The 19,985-nt window shown below is 42.9% G+C and carries 19 protein-coding genes; 17 read left to right on the forward strand and 2 right to left on the reverse strand.

Features of this window, described 5'->3' with window-relative positions; genetic code table 11:
* Positions 1-224 precede the first annotated feature (224 nt).
* Entirely contained in the window at positions 225-1,352 is a 1,128-nt protein-coding gene (gene yfkAB / locus ACUXV2_RS01775; RefSeq protein ID WP_446245357.1) for a radical SAM/CxCxxxxC motif protein YfkAB, read from the reverse strand.
* A gap of 113 nt (positions 1,353-1,465) precedes the next feature.
* On the opposite strand from yfkAB, the gene ACUXV2_RS01780 reads away from it, so the two are divergent.
* From ACUXV2_RS01780 to pdaA, 8 genes are all read left to right on the forward strand, one after another.
* A complete protein-coding gene (locus ACUXV2_RS01780; protein WP_446245358.1) occupies positions 1,466-1,651 on the forward strand; it encodes an SE1561 family protein in 186 nt (61 codons plus the stop codon).
* Positions 1,652-2,014: 363 nt separating this feature from the next.
* Complete coding sequence (locus ACUXV2_RS01785; protein ID WP_446245359.1) at positions 2,015-2,461, forward strand: GNAT family N-acetyltransferase; 447 nt, start codon at positions 2,015-2,017, stop codon at positions 2,459-2,461.
* A gap of 97 nt (positions 2,462-2,558) precedes the next feature.
* Positions 2,559-4,112: a fumarate hydratase gene (locus tag ACUXV2_RS01790; protein WP_446246979.1), complete on the forward strand. Its 1,554-nt coding sequence runs from the start codon at positions 2,559-2,561 to the stop codon at positions 4,110-4,112.
* 132 nt (positions 4,113-4,244) lie between these two features.
* A complete protein-coding gene (locus tag ACUXV2_RS01795; protein ID WP_446245360.1) occupies positions 4,245-4,673 on the forward strand; it encodes an NUDIX hydrolase in 429 nt (142 codons plus the stop codon).
* 102 nt (positions 4,674-4,775) lie between these two features.
* Positions 4,776-4,958, forward strand: a complete 183-nt coding sequence (locus tag ACUXV2_RS01800) for a hypothetical protein (protein ID WP_446245361.1) — start codon at positions 4,776-4,778, stop codon at positions 4,956-4,958.
* A 29-nt stretch (positions 4,959-4,987) separates the two neighbouring features.
* A complete protein-coding gene (locus ACUXV2_RS01805; protein ID WP_446245362.1) occupies positions 4,988-5,371 on the forward strand; it encodes a DUF4181 domain-containing protein in 384 nt (127 codons plus the stop codon).
* 140 nt (positions 5,372-5,511) lie between these two features.
* Positions 5,512-6,072, forward strand: coding sequence for a DUF4825 domain-containing protein (locus ACUXV2_RS01810; protein WP_446245363.1), 561 nt, complete (start codon positions 5,512-5,514; stop codon positions 6,070-6,072).
* A gap of 248 nt (positions 6,073-6,320) precedes the next feature.
* Positions 6,321-7,094, forward strand: coding sequence for a delta-lactam-biosynthetic de-N-acetylase (gene pdaA / locus ACUXV2_RS01815; RefSeq protein WP_446245364.1), 774 nt, complete (start codon positions 6,321-6,323; stop codon positions 7,092-7,094).
* A 51-nt stretch (positions 7,095-7,145) separates the two neighbouring features.
* Here the strand turns inward: pdaA and ACUXV2_RS01820 are convergent, their stop codons facing one another.
* Positions 7,146-7,592, reverse strand: a complete 447-nt coding sequence (locus tag ACUXV2_RS01820; protein WP_446245365.1) for a DUF4362 domain-containing protein — start codon at positions 7,590-7,592, stop codon at positions 7,146-7,148.
* Between the two features lie 116 nt (positions 7,593-7,708).
* On the opposite strand from ACUXV2_RS01820, the gene ACUXV2_RS01825 reads away from it, so the two are divergent.
* The 9 genes from ACUXV2_RS01825 to exaC all read left to right on the forward strand — a co-directional run bounded on the left by ACUXV2_RS01825 (position 7,709) and on the right by exaC (position 19,985).
* Positions 7,709-8,578, forward strand: coding sequence for a DNA-3-methyladenine glycosylase family protein (locus ACUXV2_RS01825; protein WP_446246980.1), 870 nt, complete (start codon positions 7,709-7,711; stop codon positions 8,576-8,578).
* Positions 8,579-8,593: 15 nt separating this feature from the next.
* Positions 8,594-10,003, forward strand: coding sequence for a 23S rRNA (uracil(1939)-C(5))-methyltransferase RlmD (gene rlmD, locus ACUXV2_RS01830; RefSeq protein WP_446245366.1), 1,410 nt, complete (start codon positions 8,594-8,596; stop codon positions 10,001-10,003).
* Between the two features lie 217 nt (positions 10,004-10,220).
* Positions 10,221-12,011, forward strand: coding sequence for a sigma-54-dependent Fis family transcriptional regulator (locus tag ACUXV2_RS01835; protein WP_446245367.1), 1,791 nt, complete (start codon positions 10,221-10,223; stop codon positions 12,009-12,011).
* A 141-nt stretch (positions 12,012-12,152) separates the two neighbouring features.
* Positions 12,153-12,530, forward strand: a complete 378-nt coding sequence (locus ACUXV2_RS01840) for a RidA family protein (RefSeq protein WP_446246981.1) — start codon at positions 12,153-12,155, stop codon at positions 12,528-12,530.
* A gap of 11 nt (positions 12,531-12,541) precedes the next feature.
* Positions 12,542-13,771: a diaminopropionate ammonia-lyase gene (dpaL, locus tag ACUXV2_RS01845; protein WP_446245368.1), complete on the forward strand. Its 1,230-nt coding sequence runs from the start codon at positions 12,542-12,544 to the stop codon at positions 13,769-13,771.
* A 19-nt stretch (positions 13,772-13,790) separates the two neighbouring features.
* Positions 13,791-15,002, forward strand: a complete 1,212-nt coding sequence (locus ACUXV2_RS01850; RefSeq protein WP_446245369.1) for a YgeY family selenium metabolism-linked hydrolase — start codon at positions 13,791-13,793, stop codon at positions 15,000-15,002.
* Complete coding sequence (locus tag ACUXV2_RS01855) at positions 14,995-16,614, forward strand: N-acyl-D-amino-acid deacylase family protein (RefSeq protein ID WP_446245370.1); 1,620 nt, start codon at positions 14,995-14,997, stop codon at positions 16,612-16,614. Before ACUXV2_RS01850 ends, ACUXV2_RS01855 begins: the two co-directional genes overlap by 8 nt.
* Positions 16,615-16,650: 36 nt before the next feature.
* Positions 16,651-18,108, forward strand: coding sequence for a sodium:solute symporter family protein (locus ACUXV2_RS01860; RefSeq protein WP_446245371.1), 1,458 nt, complete (start codon positions 16,651-16,653; stop codon positions 18,106-18,108).
* A gap of 356 nt (positions 18,109-18,464) precedes the next feature.
* The gene (gene exaC / locus ACUXV2_RS01865) at positions 18,465-19,985 is read left to right on the forward strand and encodes an acetaldehyde dehydrogenase ExaC (protein WP_446245372.1); all 1,521 of its coding nucleotides are present in this window, start codon (positions 18,465-18,467) and stop codon (positions 19,983-19,985) included.

Raw genomic sequence — 19,985 nt, forward strand, 5'->3', positions numbered from 1 at the left:
TCAAAAAGAATGGAAAACGATAGGTTGACCTTTTTTATCAATGGAAATAAATTTTCTATTTAAAGGTAAGCCGTTATTTTCAGACGTTTTCTACTTGGTTTTAGCTAAAAGACTTATTTTATTACTTCGATAATCAAAAAATGTTTTCGCAAAATGGTGACCTTAATTTAACAAGCATACCAAAAAAGAAATGCCCAGCTTCAAACGGAAGCTGGACCATATAATCAACGTTCGATCAGAGCTTTTCGCTTAGAAAAATCGACGTCCTTATAATACATAGACTTTACCAGTACGTTCGGTCCCAGGCAGCGGGCTGCCGGGCAGTGGCAGTTCAATTCCTTGGCGAGCTCCTGTTCCTGCCATTTATCGAAGATGTCAGGGAGGGAATCATTCGTGATGTTGCCGAGCGGCGGTGTATCGCCAAAGTCGGTCACGATGACATCACCTGTGAAGATACTGACGTTCAAACGGGAGCGGCCGTCCGGATCGTTGCGGACACTCACATTTTTGGCAGCGTACAGTTGCTTTAACAATTCGCGGTCTTCCACGGATGAACTGCAAGGATAGAACGGCAGCGTACCGAATAGCATCCACACGCTTTCATCGCGGAAGTCCAGGATGTTTTTAATGGCCTCACGGGTTTCATCGAGTGACAGCGTTTCAAGACTTGAAGCGAAATCTGAAGGGTACATCGGATGAATCTCATGGCGGCCGCACTTCATTTCATCGACGACCTGACGATGTATCTTTTCCAGGTATGGGAGTGTGTTCTTGTTCAGCATCGTTTCGGCTGATACAAGTACACCTGCTTCAGACAGAGCCCGGCTGTTTTCAATCATGCGGTCAAACAGCTTCTGACGCTGTTCTCTAGTAGGCTTTCTTTCCATATTGGCAAAACCGACATCGATGAACTCATCCGTCGTACCCCAGTTATGGGAGATGTGTAAAACATCAAGGTACGGGGCAATTAATAAGTAGCGGTCAAGGTCGAGTGTCAGATTCGAGTTGATCTGTGTATGTACGCCCCTGGAGTGCGCATATTTCAATAGAGGGAGCACAACATGTTCCACTGATTTCTTTGAAAGCATCGGCTCACCGCCGGTTATACTAATAGAACGGAGTGTTGTGATTTCATCAAGACGCTTAAAGACGGTATCCATCGGCAGCGTTTCCGGATCCTTCGGTGTCAGCGTGTAGCCGACGGCACAGTGTTCACAGCGCATGTTGCATAGCGTCGTCGTCGTAAATTCGATGTTGGAAAGCGTAATGCCGCCATGCTCCTCAACATCCAGATAAGCCTCCCAAGGATCATGCTCAATCGACATTTTCTTGGGGAGAGTAGTTGGTTTCATATAGTAAAAACTCCTTTTAAATAAGTCACTACCTCATTATTGAAAACTGAGTACCCCTTGTCAATCCGAAAGTTATTGGTTACCATAAGATAGGTATGAAAGGAGAGATTTCGTTGGGCAAAGCAGTAAACGATAAGAACTCGCAGGTTGATTACCTGAAACAGCGTTTGAATCTGTTTGTCGATGTGTTAGATTCCATCGATCCCGAGCAGGCTGATGTAGAAGATATCGATCGTTTGATTTCAATGATCGATGATATAGAGACAAAGTGCGAACAGTTTAAGAAGAGTGAAAACTAAGAGTCCTGGTGTGGGGCTCTTTTTTGTTTAGGTTTGTGTTCGCTGAGCCAGGCTCGATTCAATGGTTTTGAGCCGGGCTCAAATTGGGGTAATTGAGCCAGGCTCGGATACAGTGTTTGGTGCCTGGCACGTTTCCAATGATTTGTGCCAGGAACAATCGGGCCATATTGTGCCAGGCACAAACCATCCACGTGGTGCCAGGCACAATCCGGGCGATTTATTCCAGGCACCCGCAAAAAGGCACTCTATCGATATTTCCCGGAAAATGATGAACCATGTCGGTATTAATCAGATTTTAATGAAGGAATCTTCCGTTAAAAGTCTAATACTTAACAATGGTTCACATAAAAGGGAGAGATACATATGCAAATCCAAGCAATCAAAAGAGAACAGTGTCCGGAAGCGAAACAGGTCATCCTTGCCGGGTTCTTCGAACGGTTCGGCTTCATCGACCACAGTCTCAATCCGGATATCCATGATATATGGACGGAGTACATGCAGGGTGATGATTTATTTTATGTAGGGATGGACGGAGATAGAATGATCTGTACGGGGGCAATCAGAAGAGAGTCCGATGATACGTTCCAAGTAGTGAGGATGTCGGTTCTGAAGACATATCGGAAGCACGGTCTCGGCCGTCGGATGCTCGTCCATTTGGAAAATAAGGCACAGTCCCTTGGGGCATGCAGGCTTATCCTGGAGACGAATAAGCACTGGGCGGATGCCATCCGTTTTTATGAAAGGAATGGGTATTCCGTGACCCATGAGGATGAGGTGTCCTGTTATTTCCAGAAGGAGTTTCATGTGTGAAATCCCTTTCAATCCGAATCTTATAGGAGTATAATGATGGGTGAAAATCATGAATCGTTTGATCAATTCGATTGTTAGAGGGGAAAGGGGAAGAACGATGAATAAAGAGACATTGCAGCAAAGTATGTATGACTTGATTGTGGAGACATCTACGAATTTACCAAAGGATGTGCGCCGGGCGATTCGTTCTGCAAAAGAGCGTGAGAACGCGGGGACGAGAGCGGCGATGAGTCTTGATACGATTTCGAATAACGTAAAGATGGCGGATGACAATGTATCTCCGATTTGTCAGGATACGGGTCTTCCTACATTTAAAATAAAAACTCCTGTCGGTGTGAATCAGCTCCAAATCAAAGAAGCGATCTATGCGGCGATGGTTCAGGCGACGAAAGACGGCAAGCTTCGCCCGAACTCTGTTGATTCATTGACTGGTGCGAACTCAGGGGACAACCTGGGTCTTGGTACGCCTGTTATCAAGTTTGAGCAATGGGAAAAGGGTTATGTAGACGCGCGTCTGATCTTGAAAGGTGGCGGCTGTGAAAATAAAAACATCCAGTACAGCCTTCCTTGTGAGCTTGAAGGGCTAGGCAGAGCGGGCCGTGATTTAGACGGAATCCGCAAGTGCGTGATGCATTCTGTGTACCAGGCGCAGGGGCAGGGCTGCAGCGCAGGCTTTATCGGTGTCGGCATCGGTGGAGACCGTTCTTCAGGATATGACCTCGCGAAGGAACAGCTATTCCGTTCAGTCGATGATGTGAATCCAAATGAAGATCTTCGTAAATTAGAAGAATATGTGATGGACAATGCGAATGAACTAGGTATCGGTACGATGGGCTTCGGAGGGGAAACGACACTCCTTGGCTGTAAGGTCGGCGTGATGAACCGCATCCCTGCAAGTTTCTTCGTTTCGGTTGCGTATAACTGCTGGGCATTCAGACGCCTTGGTGTGAAGCTGAGTGCAGATGGCGGTATCGCTGAGTGGTTCTATCAGGAAGGCGATAAGATTGATCTGACTCAAGGGTCCGAGGCTGAGCTTGAAACAGCGGCTGCTGATTCCGGTGAACAGCCGAATGTGGTGACGCTTCAAGCGCCGATCACGGAAGAACAAATCCGCGAGTTGAAAGTGGGAGACGTCGTACAGATCAACGGCCGCATGTACACTGGCCGTGACGCCATCCACAAACATCTAAGTGACAACGATGCGCCAGTGGACCTGAACGGTCAAATCATCTACCACTGCGGTCCGGTCATGCTGAAAGATGATGAAGGCAACTGGCACGTGAAAGCGGCTGGACCGACGACGTCGATTCGTGAGGAGCCTTACCAAGGAGACATCATGAAGCGTTTCGGTATCCGTGCGGTCATCGGTAAAGGCGGAATGGGTCCTAAGACGCTTGCTGCCTTGAAGGAGCACGGCGGTGTTTACTTGAACGCAATTGGCGGAGCGGCTCAATACTATGCTGATTGTATCAAGGGTGTAGACGGTGTTGATTTGATGCAGTTCGGTATCCCTGAAGCGATGTGGCATCTGAATGTTGAAGGGTTCACTGCGGTCGTGACGATGGATTCCCACGGGAATTCACTTCATGAAGAAGTGGATAAGTCATCATTGGAAAAGCTTGCGCAGTTTAAGGAGCCGGTTTTTAAATAAGAATAGGTCAGGTAAGTCTCGTGTGTATGCACGAGACTTTTTTTATTATTGGAAATTTCGGACATTTACCTAATCATGTATGGTAAAATTAGGTTGTTATTTACGAAAATAGTATAGAACGGAGAATGTAAAATGAGTTCTGATTCACATACCTATACACCGCCAAAACATATCGTCTCCGCAGCCACCATCGTCCTGAATGACGAGGGCAAGCTGCTTTTGATCAAGGGTCCGAGAATGGGTTGGGAAATGCCCGGCGGCCAAGTTGAAGAAGGAGAATCGCTGAAGGAAGCGGCCATCCGCGAGACATGGGAAGAGTCGGGGATTGAAGTCGAGATCACAAAATTCTGCGGCATTTTTCAAAATGTGGAACAGTCCATCTGCAATACCCTATTTTTAGCGAAGCCTGTTGGAGGTACCCCGACCACATCATCAGAAAGCCTTGAAGTCGGTTATTTTCCGATTGATGAAGCGCTTGAGATGGTCACATTCCCGAATTTCCGCGAGCGGATCAGGTATTGCCTGGATGAAACAACACATCCGTTTTATGTTGCATTTTAATACCCTACGGTCTGTGAGTGCATGTACTTCGGTGTTTGACTTGGAAGATAAAGGGGTAATCAACCCTTTCATACATAGCTTTATAAAAAGGGGGCGACGAATATGTGGTGGTTTTGGATCATGATTGCGGGGATCTTGATATTTGCTTACCTGATTGATGTGCGGAGGAAGAAGAGGAATAACGATGACCATCTGCCGGGCATCAATCCGGGTGCGAAGCCAGGGGAAGACTCCAATTATTCGATGGGGAGTCATCGTGATTCCGGCGGGAGTTCCGGACAGTGAAGCGGCTGTCCTTCTGATAGGAGGAGAATATGTTTTTTGATATTTTTTTCATAATGCTGCTCGCAGTTTTAGCGGTGATGATAGGATTGGGCTTTTTAGCCGACCGATGGCTGAGGAAAAAGTTGAACGTTCCCAAGAGGGAAGGAGCATTGTATAAGCCGGTGCACCCTTTCCAAGTATGGATTGAAGCGTTAATCGTGATCGGATCAATCATCATCTTATTCAATATCGAATTTGAAGTCTTTAGACCCGGAGCACTGGTACCGATTGTTTTTTTTCTGTTGTTCAGCTTCAGGACTTTTATGGAGTGGAAATTTGACCGTGAAAGAAAGGAATATATCATTACCGCACTTTCCAGTGGCATTCTACTTGTATTCTGGGTGGTCATTGTGATTTTTGACTATTTTATTTAGTGGGTATGCAAACGCAGAGTGTTTCACTACTCGCTGCGTTTTTAAATGTGAAATTGGTGTAAACTAATCAGCAAAGAATATGGAATGAACTTTCCAAAAAACGCCATATCCAGTATACTACGTGGTAGTGGAGGGATCGTATGAAAAGGACAAAATTAATCATCATCATGATGGTCTTAGCGGCACTGGTTCTGGCTGGCTGCAGTGAACCTGCCGACAAAGTGAAAATCAAGACCATCGACAATGTAAATATAGAAAAATTAATGGAAATGACCGGGACCTATGTAGGGGACAATAATGAAGTGTACAGCATCGTTCAACATCTTGCCGGCGGCGAAACCGTGAAGGAGCTTGATTTGTCCGGTGAACGGATCAAGGTTACATATGGACATGAAGAGGGTTCTGAGATATCCCAGGAACAATTGAACGAGTACTGGTTCAATGGAAAAAACGTTGATAAGCAGAACTTTTATTATAATGCCATTTATCTTGCGCTTTTAGTGCCTAATGCAAAAGGGTTCCAGTTCACGGTCGACGATTCCAAGGTAGATGTGACGAGGCAGCAGGTTGAAAAGGAACTGAAAGATGAGTTCAAGGACTTTCCTGACGTGAATGATGAGGAAGCGGTAAAGAAATTCATCGAGAAGAATGAATCGAAGCTGAAGGAACTTGCTTCTGAGGAATATCAGGCTTTTCAGTAGGTTTGAATGGCGGCTGGCTATTGTGTTGTCAGCCGTTTTTGTTTTGTCTGATATCGTCGGAAAATCGGTAGTTCGATCATATAATTGAATCATCGATCATCTATGGGGATATTTGCTCATAAATCAATATGTGTCTTGGATACTTTTCGCTTTAACTTTCACGCCATCATTCATTTGGATACTTTTAGTAAGCATGAAACGTTCAACTTCTCAAAAACTAAAGAAAAAGAATGAGAAGGAAGGTTACTATGGCCAAGTTACTGAAAATCCTATTGATTGCGTCCCTGTTCGTATTGATTTTGCCAGCAAATGCGCAGGCCGTATCCAATAATCCAATCGGCTGGGGCTTTAAAAAGAGCCGCAATGAAGTGCCTGCGGAAGCGGGATCTGCACACGATGCACTGCTTGAGAAATACGGGGCATTTTACAAAGGTTCCCCCGAGAAAAAAGATGTTTACCTCACATTTGATAACGGTTACGAAAATGGATTTACTGAAAAGGTGCTCGATGTTCTAAAAAAAGAAAAAGTCCCGGCGACGTTCTTCGTCACAGGACATTATCTGCTGAGTGCAGAGGACCTCGTGAAACGAATGGTGAAAGAAGGGCATATCGTCGGGAATCACTCCTGGCATCATCCTGATTTCACCGCGACGACCGATCAGCGGATTCGCGAGGAACTTGAGAAAGTCAAGGTGAAGACGGCCGAACTGACAGGGCAGAAAGAAATGAAATATCTCCGCCCGCCTAGAGGCGTGTTCAGCGAGCGCACCTTGCAAATATCCCAGCAGGAAGGGTATCGCCACGTCTTCTGGTCACTTGCATTCGTCGACTGGAAAACAAATGAACAGCGCGGATGGCAATATTCATACGACAACATCATGGCACAGATTCATCCGGGAGCGATCATCCTGCTGCATACGGTCTCAAAGGACAACGCAGATGCACTGGAAAAAGCGATTCAGGACCTAAAAAAGCGAGGATACACATTTAAGAGCCTCGACGAACATCCGGCAATGAAATAGGAGGGACGGGCCTTTAGATGCTAAAGGCCCGTCCCTTGGTGCGTTAATGAATCAGTACCAAAGGATAATGAGTTCAGGATTATCATTACCGCAATCTTTAAGTCTGTACACGTTATCAGCCATTTCACCATTCGTATATTCGATACTAGTGCAGGTAGAGGTGTGTATGTTCCCTTTTCCGAACTTATCTCTTCTTGTATCCATTACTGATTTGAATACTGTACCACCATCGTAACTGATGTCATGCAGGATCGGGTCTCCTTCGTCTGTATAAAAAACAACCCGGATATGTTCTTTCTTTCCGTTTTTCACGTTTTTATAAAATTCCTCGAATCGGTCAAGATTCTTTACATTCCCATGAGTATTCACAATATCCGTTTCTTTCAGCTCATAGTCCGCGACAGGTTTTCCCACTTCCACCTCAACCTGATCCCCAGACTGATCACACCCGCCAGTCAGTAACACCAGCAGTAAACCCACAGTCAGTACTTTTTTCAACTCCACCAGCCCCTTTTACCTGATTCTACCATAATAGACGTAACACAACGTTGAAGGGTTACACCCGCCATATGCTATAATACACATACGAGTTTTGACGCGGAGGGATGAGGATGATGGTAACGAGGAATGTTAGGATTGAAGGGCCGTATAATTTCGACAGGGTGCTGGACAGGCTTTCGCTGGATCCGTTGAATGCAGTAGATGGGGAAGACCGCAGTGTGAAGGTTCCATATTATTTGCCGAACGGAGAGGGAGAAGTTATCAAGGTGCAGGCAGTCGGCACGACCGAAGAGCCCGAGTTCACAATCACCTTTGAAAATGACGAACATCTTGAAAAGAAACACAGCCGGATCGCAGAGATTTTTCAATGGCATAAAGGACTTCATGACGTGCACGAACACTTCCTGCAAACAGAGCTCAAACCGATCTTCGAGGAGCATGCGGGAACGCCGATCGTCCTTGAATTCGACCCGTTTGCAAGTATCGTGAAAAGCATCATCCATCAGCAGCTCAATCTGAAGTTTGCCTTCACGCTCACGCATCGATTCGTCACAACTTATGGCTGGCAGAAGGACGGCGTCTGGTTTTATCCATCGCCAGAAAAAACGGCATCACTGAAGGTTGAAGATCTGAGGGAACTCCAATTTTCACAAAGAAAAGCGGAGTACGTCATCGGCCTCGGGCAGAAGGTCGCGAGCGGTGAGTTGAACCTGGAGGCACTTGCTCACGAAACGGACGAAGCCATCATCAAAGAACTGACAAAAATCCGCGGCATCGGACCGTGGACTGCACAGAGCTATCTGTTATTCGGACTTGGACGCCCGAATCTTTTCCCGACAGCCGACATCGGCATCCAGAACGCCATCAAAATCTTATTTAACATGGACCGGAAGCCCACCCAGGAAGAGCTTGAACAATTCAGCTCGCCGTGGCATCCTTATTTAAGCTATGCATCCCTGTATTTATGGAGAAGTATCGAATAGAACGGACGTGAACCAATGAAAAAGCAATACCAGAATAAACGCAGCGCTAATAAAAATGAAGTGAAGATAGAGCTGAAACAGCAGTTTCCTCTTACGATAAAAAAGATCGGCATCAACGGTGAGGGCATCGGTTTCTTTAAACGGAAAATCGTCTTCGTGCCCGGTGCGTTGACTGGCGAAGAAGTCGTCGTCGAAGTCACCAAGGTGCACCCGAAATTCACCGAAGCACGCATCAAGAAGATCCGCAAGAAGTCACCGCAACGTACGAAGGCACCTTGCCTCGTCTACGAAGAATGCGGCGGCTGCCAGCTTCAGCACCTTACATACGAAGGTCAGCTCGAAGCAAAGCGCGATATCGTCCTGCAATCGCTTGAGCGGCATACGAAACTGAATCTGGACGAACTGGATGTCCGTCAGACAATTGGCATGGACAACCCATGGCACTACAGGAACAAGAGCCAATTCCAAGTGGAATCCCATAAAGGAAAAGCATTCGCCGGTCTCTACAGCATGAACTCCAACAGGCTGATCAACATCGACGAATGCATCGTGCAGCACTCGGCAACGAACAAAGTCACAACCGAAATCAAGCGGATCATCAACGATTTCAACATCCCTGTCTATGACGAGAAAAAGAAGAAGCCGATCCTGAGAACGATCGTGACTCGTGTCGGTTTCGAAACGGGACAGGTTCAAGTGGTACTTGTTACGACAGAGAAAAAGATTCCGCGCAAGGATTTACTGATTTCAGAGATTGAGAAACGTCTTCCAGAAGTCGTTTCAATCGCACAGAATATCAATCCGAAGAAAACGGGTATCATCTTTGGAGACGAAACCATTCATCTTTCCGGAAAAGAAAGCATCGAAGAACGTCTGGATGAGTTCACATATGAGCTTTCTGCACGTGCATTCTTCCAGCTGAACCCGATCCAGACTTCGAAGCTTTATAACGAAGCGAAAAAAGCAGCGGGGCTGACGGGTGAAGAGAAGGTTGTAGACGCATATTGCGGTGTAGGTACCATCGGACTTTGGCTTGCAGATGGAGCGAAAGAAATCCGTGGAATGGACGTCGTTAAAGAAGGTATCGACGACGCTAAGAAAAACGCAAAGCGATTCGGAGTCGACCATGCCGAATATTTCGTCGGAAGTGCAGAAGAACTCATGCCGAAGTGGAAGAAGGAAGGCTGGAGACCTGATGTGGTCGTTGTCGATCCACCGAGAACAGGCTGTGATCAGAAGTTCCTTGATACGATCAAGGAAGTGAAGCCGAAGAAGTTTGTTTATGTGAGCTGTAATCCTTCTACGCTTGCGAAGGATATTGAGTATTTAAAGAAGGAATATACGGTGGAGTATTTACAGCCGGTGGATATGTTTCCGCAGACTGCGCATGTGGAGTGCGTAGCTAAACTAACCTTGAAAATGTAACCTAATAATATATCGATATAATAAAATCATTCTAAACCAAGTGCCTGAACCTCGGTGCATAAATTCACTTATGCACTTGGGCTCAGGCACCTTTTTATTTTCATAGTCTATCCATAGCTCTCATTGCTGTTTATGGATAGAAGGAATTATTATTTATAAAAGTCAGAAAATTAAAACTTCACTATGATATACTGTTAGACAATGGGGAGTGATCAAGATGGATTTGATGGATATCCAGCCTAGTGTTCAAAATATTGCAGATGCAATTGCAGCAGTTCTTAAAATAGAAGTTGAAATAGCAAATCATCATTTTGTAAGAGTGGCAGGAACTGGTGAAAATAAAGGCGGTGTCCTCCATCAAATGGAGGGGAATCTGGTGTATCAGTCAGCCCTCCGCACGAATTCTCCAGTCATTATCGAAAACCCTGGTTTTGAGTCGGTATGTGAGAGGTGTTTATTTTATCAGAACTGTTCAGAAACCGGAGAAATATGTTGCCCAATTACATACAAAGGTGAGCCGATTGGTGTGATAGGCTTGCTAGCTTTCAATGAAGAGCAGCGCATACGTCTTTTCCGTAATACTGAGGATATTCTTAAATTTCTTAAAAAAATGGCTAATTTGTTAGCGAGTAAATTGCATGAGAATGAAATGCTTCAAATGTTAGCAAATAATTCACTGAAAATGACTAAGATGATGAACTTGGTCAAGCAAGGAATCATTTTAATAGATGAGCAAGGAAATCTGGCAGAAATGAACGTGAAGGCCAAAACCCTTCTTGGAATCAATGAAGATGCTGACTCTGAACATACAAATGTAGTCTGCAATTTATTGAAAGCACTAGACTATAACAATCAGGAAAAAAGGCAGAAAATCAGCATTATTTTAGATGGTCGTGAACAACTTTTATTTGTCACACTTCAAAAGTTAATCACGTCACATCGCTCTACTGAATTTTTATTGATTGTCGAGGCTGTTGAAGAGATCCAGCAGCTTGCGGATATTGCAATAGAAGAAAAGAAGAAAGCATTTGAACATATAATCGGTATCAGCCCTCAGCTCAAGGAAGTAAAAGAATATGCTTTCAAGGCATCGCAATCCCATTCCAGTATTTTAATCCTTGGAGAAAGCGGGACAGGGAAAGAGGAATTTGCAAAAGCCATCCATAAGGCCAGTCCTCGGAAAGATCAGCCCTTAATCACTGTTAACTGTGGTGCTATCCCTGAACACCTATTAGAAAGTGAATTATTCGGTTATGAAAAGGGAGCATTTACGGGTGCGAGTCAGGCAGGAAAGCCAGGCAAATTCGAGCTGGCCAATAAAGGAACAATTTTCTTGGATGAAATAGGTGAAATGCCTCCTCAATTACAAGTGAAACTATTGAGAGTTCTTCAGCAGGGGGAGGTCGAGAGGCTGGGGGGGACCAAAACAAAAACTGTGGATGTCAGGGTAATAGCGGCTACCAATAGGAATTTACAAGCCATGGTGGAAACTGAATTGTTCCGGGAGGATCTATATTTTCGCTTAAATGTTATTCCGATGATGATACCCGCCCTTCGCAGCCGAAAAGAAGATATTCTTGCTTTAAGTGATTACTTTATCAAAGAATTTAATAAACAATTCCAAGCCCAGGTTCTTGGGTTCGGAAAAGAAGTAAAAGAATTAATGATAAATCACCAGTGGAAAGGAAATATCAGAGAATTGAAAAATTTTATTGAATATTTGTTTAACTTCGTCCAAGAAGGATGGATCACTTTGGAGGGGTCCGGTGCCATTATTTCCAGGAAGCTGGACATTAAAGGGCAGGAGAGGTCGGCTTATATTCCATCTTTTTCTCTTGAGAAAATGGAGAAGGAAACAATCGAGAAAGCATTGTTATATATTAGAAAAAACAATTTACCAATTGAAAAAGCAAGTGAATTACTAAGTATAGGAAGGGCAACCTTGTTTAGAAAAATAAAAAAGTATCAAATTGATACAGGGTCTCACTTTGATACTTCCGTGATGTAAACATAAACACTGATATAGTCTCAGATTGAGACTGATATCAGTGTATTTTTTTTGGAGAAGTCTATTAACTTAATATTCTTAATGTTGGCACGAAACTTGCAGTATATATGGTGAAAGCAAAAAAAGGAGTGTGAAGTCGTGATTGAAATAGTGAAATCTTTAAAAGCCCCAGGTGCAGTTGGCCCATATTCACAAGCTGTCATCTCACATGGACAAGTATTTTTATCAGGGATGCTACCTTTAAATCCAGAAACCGGACAAATAGTTGGTGAAACAGTTGAGGAACAATCTAAACAGGTGATGGAAAATATTATCGCCTTGTTAGAAGATGTAGGACTTCAGTTAGAGGATGTGGTGAAGACGACCATTTTCTTGGACTCCATGGAAGATTTCCAGAAAATGAATCAAATTTATGGTGAATACTTTACGTCGCACAAACCAGCGAGAAGTTGTGTGGAAGTTGCAGCCATTCCAAAAGCTGCTCTTGTAGAAATTGAAGTACTAGCACATCTGAAATAGGAGGTTTAGTGATGCAAAAGGCAGAGACAAAAGCAATGAGTTGGACACTAAATAAATTTAAATCAGACGAGTATCATCCGGAAGAGCTTTCTTTCTTCAAAAACAAAGAAATAGAAAATGTACATGCATTTCAGCAAACTCATCATTCATACACGGAAACACCGTTGTTTTACTTGAAAAATCTAGCTTATGAATTGGGACTGTCTGAAATACATGTAAAAGACGAATCTTATCGTTTTGGTTTAAACGCATTCAAAGTAATGGGCGGAATTTATGCTATAGGGAAATGTATCGCCAACCTAATAGGGGAAGACATAGAAAATCTTTCTTTCGATGTTTTGAAATCACCAAAAGTGAAGGAAAGGTTAGGTGACCTTACATTTATATCTGCAACTGATGGCAATCACGGCCGTGGAGTAGCCTGGGCGGCAAGAGAACTAGGGTATAAATCAGAAATTTATATGCCAAAAGGTTCTTCCGAAGAAAGGCTGGAAGCAATACGTAATGAAGGAGCTAAAGCGAAAATATTAGATTTGAACTATGACGACGCAGTTCGGTATTGTGCAGATTTAGCTAAAGAAAACGATTGGATTATGGTTCAGGACACTGCATGGGAGGGGTATGATGATATTCCTTTATGGATCATGCAAGGATACGCTTCAATGGCAAAAGAAATAACGGATCAGCTGAGCGCTTCTGGAAGAAAGCCACCAACACATGTATTTTTACAAGCGGGAGTTGGTTCTTTTGCAGGTGCTATTGCTGCATATTTAATTGAGCATTATCGGGAGGACGCTCCTACTATTTTAATAGTAGAACCTAATGAAGCAGATTGCTATTACCGCTCTTTTTCATCGCCAAGTGGTGAAAGAACTTTGGTTACGGGAGACATGAGTACAATCATGGCTGGTCTAGCTTGTGGTGAACCAAACACTCGTGCTTTCCGTGTATTGAGAAACTATGCGAGTGCTGCTTTTTCCTGTGCTGATTACGTATCAGCTCTGGGGATGCGCATGTACGGTAATCCAATTGCAAATGATCCTCGTATCATTTCCGGTGAATCAGGAGCGGTAACTCTTGGATTGCTCTACTATTTAAGAAAAGATGAAGAATATTCTCCGATAGGAAAGGAACTTCATTTAGATGAAAGTTCTCGTGTTCTATTAATAAGTACAGAAGGAGATACCGATCGTCAACATTACAGAGATATTGTATGGAAGGGTGTATATCCTAATCTATGAAAACGGGGGAGAGATAATAATGCTAACAGAGTCGAGAAAAGAAGACGTTATTAAATTGTGTCAAAAAATAGTTCAAATAAAAAGTTATTCAGGAGAAGAAGGTCAGGTAGCTAAAACAATAAAAGAGTACAGTTATGAAAGAAAAGTAGATGAAATTCTTACAGATGATTATGGGAATATCCTGCTTGTGTGGAATGGAGATCGTCCAGGACCTACCATTTTATTTGATGGTCATATTGATACTGTACCAGTACAAGAGGAACATTGGTCGGTTGGAGCTTTTAGTGGTGAAGTTAAAGATGGAAGAATATATGGTCGGGGCACTTCAGATATGAAAGGTGCAGTCAGTGCTATGATATCTGCTGCAATCAACTTTGTTGAAGATACCTCCCATTCATTCCCAGGCAAAATTGTCATCTCATGTAGTGTTCATGAGGAGTGCTTCGAAGGTGTGGCCACCAGAATGGTCAGTGAAAAAATCAAGCCAGACTTTGTCGTGATCGGAGAAGCCACAAATTTAAACTTGAATCGCGGACAAAGAGGGCGCGCTGAAATAGTTGTAGAAACAACAGGAAAGTCAGCTCATTCCTCTAATCCTGAAAAAGGCGTGAACGCTGTCTATCAAATGACAAAGTTAATCTCAGGGATTCGTGAACTTGAAGTGAAGAAGCATGAAGTAATGGGTGAAGGAATTCTTGAGTTAACTGATATTAAATCAGCTCCTTATCCGGGAGCATCTGTTGTCCCATCACATTGCAGGGTGACTTTTGATCGCAGATTACTGGTAGGAGAAACAAAAGAATCTGTCTTAGCCCCTATTAAAAATTTGATACAAACACTTCAAAATGAAGATCCGGCATTTAAAGCGGAAGCAGGTTATGCGACTGGGGAGGAGCGTTGTTATACTGGTGAAATTATTGGAGATGAAAGGTTTTTCCCCGGTTGGTTATATGATGAGCAAGAATCATTTGTTCAAGCTCCTTTTCAAGAATTGAATTCGATTGGATTGAATCCTAAACTCTCGCATTATTCTTTTTGCACAAATGGGAGTCATTTTGCAGGAGAAGCGGGAATTCCGACTATCGGGTTCGGCCCATCCCCGGAATCACTTGCCCACATAGATGATGAATATATTGAAATTGATCAATTAGTGAAAGCAACTGCTGGATATGCAGCCATCATGAAAGCACTATGTACAATAAAAAACAATAAGGAGTCTAATTATGTATAATCTTTTAATTCGAAACGGAAAGATCATCGACGGCACGGGTTCTCCTTGGTATTACGGTGATATTGCTATAAAGAATGGAAAGATTGATAGAATTGGAAAACTTGAAAATGTTGATGCAACTGAGGTAGTTGACGCTAACCATCAAATAGTGTGTCCAGGTTTCATCGATATGCATACCCATTCCGATCTTGTCATCTTAGATGAACCTCTCATTGAAGCTAAAGTCCGTCAAGGAATAACGACGGACTTGTTGGGACAAGATGGAATCGCTGCTGCCCCATTACCTCCAAACTATATTTCTGCTTGGAAAAAAAACCTTGCAGGATTAGATGGAACGCCGCCTATCGAGTGGGATTGGAATACAGTTGGGGAGTATTTAAATAAAATCGAACTGAATAAACCAAGTTATAACCTGGCGGTACTTGCTCCTCACGGGAACATCAGAATGGAAGTTATGGGTCTCTCTAACCGGCCAGCGACTAAGGAAGAAATAACTCAAATGCAAGAAGTATTGCGCAGATCTTTGGCCGAAGGAGCAGTAGGTTTGTCGACGGGATTGATTTACCCTCCATGCTGCTTTGCTGAAATGGATGAGTTGGAAGCTTTATGTCAGGTGATTGCTGAATATGGAGTCCCTCTAGTAATCCACCAACGCAGTGAAGGTGATGAAATTTTGGAATCCATGCAAGAACTAATTGATATGATGAAACGATGCGGAGCTCATCTCCATTTTTCTCATTTAAAAAATTGCGGAAAAGATAATTGGCATAAAACACCTGACGTATTAGCGAAGATCGACCAAGCTCGTAAAGAAGGTTTAGAAGTGACGTTTGATCAATATCCATATACTGCTGGAAGTACGATGTTAAGCGCAATTCTGCCTCCATGGGCACATGATGGAGGTACTGATGCCATGTTAGAAAGATTAGAGGATCCAGAGTCTAGGAAACGCATGGTGAAAGAAATGGCAAGTGCATTAAAAGGCTGGGACAGTATGTCAAAATGGGCTGGCTGGGACGGTATAGTCATTACTTCTGTCAGTTTGCCTGAGAATCACTCCTTTGTAGGCAAAACAATAGAACAAATCGGGGCGATGAAAGGGAGGAAAGACTATGCTGAACTTGCATTGGATTTAATACTGGAGGAGAAGAATGCGGTAGGGATGATTGACTTTGTCATGGATGAGGAATCAGTGAAAATGATTTTGTCCCATCCTGCAGGGACGATTGGAAGCGATGGTTTGCTTGGAGGAGAACCACATCCCCGAGCATATGGCTCATTTCCAAGGATATTAGGTAAGTACGTTAGGGAAGAGAAAGTTTTACCTTTGGAAGACATGATCAGAAGAATGACTTCACAACCTGCTAGAATTATCGGTCTTCAAGACCGTGGCATAATCAGGGAAGGAATGGCAGCTGACATTGTTATTTTCAATCCGGATCTCATTGTTGACCAGGCTACTTATGAAAATTCTCGACAATTCAATAAAGGTATACAAACAGTTATTGTCAACGGGCAAGTCATTATTAAAAATGAAAAGGCTTTTCAGAAACCAGCTGGAAAAGTGATTCGCCGAACTTATGCTACTACACCGCTTAATGTAAACTCATAACAGCCAATAATGCTGAATTTTGGAGGAGGAACTAATATGGGTGTTAGTTTAACTGTTGTAAGTATTGTCGTGATCTATTTAGGTATTATGGTCTTAATCGGATTCGCTGCTTCTAGAAAGATAGAAAATAACGAGGATTTCTTGGTTGCCGGGAGAAAAATGGGACCGTGGTTGCTGGCAGGAAGTTTAGCTGCTACCGAGGTTGGGGGAGGTTCCTCTCTTGGAGTAGTAGAAATGGCTTATGGGGACTGGGGATTTTCTGCCTTTTGGTATGTTACGGCCATGGCGATAGCTTTCATTGTTTTAGCATTTATTGCTCCTCATTTACGTAGAGCACTCGTGAAAACCGTTCCTGAATACTTTGCTAAGCGATATGGTAAGAAAAATGGTTTTGTAACGGCAATCATTATGCTTTTACCTATGGTTGGATTAACTGCAGTCCAATTAATTGCCTCAGCAACCATTCTATCTGTTATGACTGGGTGGAGTTACGCTCTTTCAGTAGCAGTTGTTACAGTTGTAGTGGCAGCTTACAGCGTCATGGGAGGGATGTTCAGCGTTGTTTACACAGATGTCGTACAATGGTTCTTCATCCTTATAGGAATGGCTTTAATCATTCCATTTGCACTGGACTATGGCGGTGGATTCACGGAATTGACTGCAAATATACCTGATGAAAAGTGGAGTATGGTCGATGGAGCAGGTTTTGGTACAATTCTTGCCTTGGTAGTTATGTATATAGCATCCTTCACAGTTGGCCAAGAAGCTGTCCAAAGGTATTATTCGGCTAAAGACGAAAAAGCAGCTAAAAATGCTTCGTATATAACTTCGGTAGTATATGTTATTTTTGCATTCATCCCAGCATTTATTGGGATATTGATGTATGGAATGGTACAGAATGGACTTATAGATGGTAGTATCATAGCAGAACAAGGAGCAAGATATGCATTACCTGTTATGGCAATGGAAGTCTTACCGCCTGTTGTAGTCGGGATTCTATTTGCGGCATTAATTTCCGCCACTATGTCCAGTGCTTCCAGTAATCTATTAGCGGCTGGATCAATATTCACTAATGATATTTACCACCCATATATTAAGAAAACTGCAACAGATAAAGAGTTACTTAAAATGATAAGATGGACAATGGTACTAGTAAGTGGCTTGAGTTATGCCATTGCAGTATTTGATTTTGCAAATCTTATCACACTTCTGATGTTCTCCTTTACTTTACGGGCTGGCGGTGCCTTCTTACCTTATTTAATAGGGCACTTCTGGGAGCGCGCCACTGCTGCTGGAAGTATGGCTTCCTTATTTTTAGGGAGCATAACAGTGATATTAGCAGAGAGAGGTGTTATCTCCTTTTTTAACCTTGATCCTATCTACCCCGCATTAATCGTTAGTGCAATTGCTTTTTATTCAGTTTCTCTGTTCACTAGTCGTAAAGATATGAACAAGGTGGATGACCTGGAAGAGTTTGAGGCTGAAGCAAAATAGATAAAATAATTTTATTGAAACGGAATACTTGATAAAGGCTCCTTATGATTCGGATGAATTATAAGGAGCCTTTTCCAAGATTTATCCACGTAATCGGCAAAGGGACCTGGCCCTTTGGTTCTTGAAATAAGTTTTCGTAAATAATTTTTTTATAGGTGCCTGATCCCAGCGCTTTAATGTATTAATATGCTGGGGGTCAGGCACTTTTGTATTTTAAAATGGCTTATTTAATAAAAATAAAAGAAAACCTTTTCAAAAAAATTATTGCAGAAAAATATTAAGTTACTATATACTAAGTTTTCGGGTGGGAAAATGATACAAAATGCCCAAATGATAACTTCGGAGGAAAATACATAATGATTTACGCTAATCCTAACACGAAAGATGCACTAGTACATTACAAAGAACAATATCAAAATTTCATCGGCGGGGAATGGGTTGCACCAGTTAATGGTCAATATTTAGATGTCATTTCTCCGGTCAGCGGGAAAGCGTTTACAGCTGTGCCGCGTTCTTCATCGGAGGATGTAGAGTTAGCACTTGATGCTGCACATGAAGCGAAAGACGCTTGGGGTAAAACTTCTGTTGCTGAACGTGCAGTCATTTTAAATAAAATCGCAGATCGAATTGAAGAAAATTTAGAAATGTTAGCAGTAGCTGAAACTTGGGATAACGGGAAAGCTGTACGTGAAACTTTTAACGCAGATCTTCCTTTAGTGGTTGACCACTTCCGTTATTTTGCAGGTGTTATCCGTGCGCAAGAAGGTGGAATCAGTGAAATCAATGAAGATACAGTTGCTTATCACTTCCATGAACCTCTTGGCGTAGTGGGTCAAATTATTCCTTGGAACTTCCCACTTCTTATGGCTGCTTGGAAGATTGCACCAGCACTAGCTGCAGGGAACACGATTGTGCTAAAACCAGCAGAGCAAACACCGGCTTCCATTTGTGTAATGCTAGAAGTAATTCAGGATTTATTACCAAAAGGGGTTCTGAATATTGTACATGGTACAGGCTTGGAAGTAGGTAAGCCGCTAGCGACGAGCACACGTATTGCAAAGATTGCTTTCACTGGTTCAACAGCAGTTGGTCGTTCGATCATGCAATATGCTACTGAAAATATTATTCCGGTAACACTGGAACTTGGTGGTAAATCACCAAATGTCTTCTTCCCGGATGTCATGGACGCAGACGACGAGTACCTAGATAAAGCAATTGAAGGCTTCGTATTGTTTGCATTGAATCAAGGCGAAGTTTGTACATGTCCTTCTCGAGCACTAATCCATGAATCCATTTATGATAAATTTATGGAGCGTGTGTTAGAGCGTGTGAAAGCAATTAAAGTTGGTAACCCGCTAGATACTGAAGTTATGATGGGTGCCCAAGCTTCTAAACAACAATTAGATAAGATCCTATCTTACATTGAAATCGGTAAAGATGAAGGCGCAGAGCTATTACTTGGTGGGAATCAAAATAATCTTGAAGGTGACTTAGAGGGCGGTTACTATGTTGAACCAACTGTTTTCAAAGGCACTAACAACATGCGTATCTTCCAAGAAGAAATCTTTGGACCAGTATTATCCGTTACAACTTTCAAAGATTTCGACGATGCCATTAACATTGCAAATGACACATTATATGGTTTAGGCGCAGGTGTATGGTCACGTAATGGAGAAATTGCTTATAAAGCAGGACGTGCAATCGATGCTGGACGTGTATGGACAAATACATACCACCAGTACCCAGCTCATGCAGCATTCGGTGGTTACAAACAGTCAGGTATCGGTCGTGAAAATCACTTAATGATGCTTAACCACTATCAGCAAACAAAGAATATTTTAGTTGGTTATAATAAAGGCTCAATGGGCTTTTTCTAA

Source organism: Rossellomorea sp. NS-SX7, from assembly GCF_052828565.1.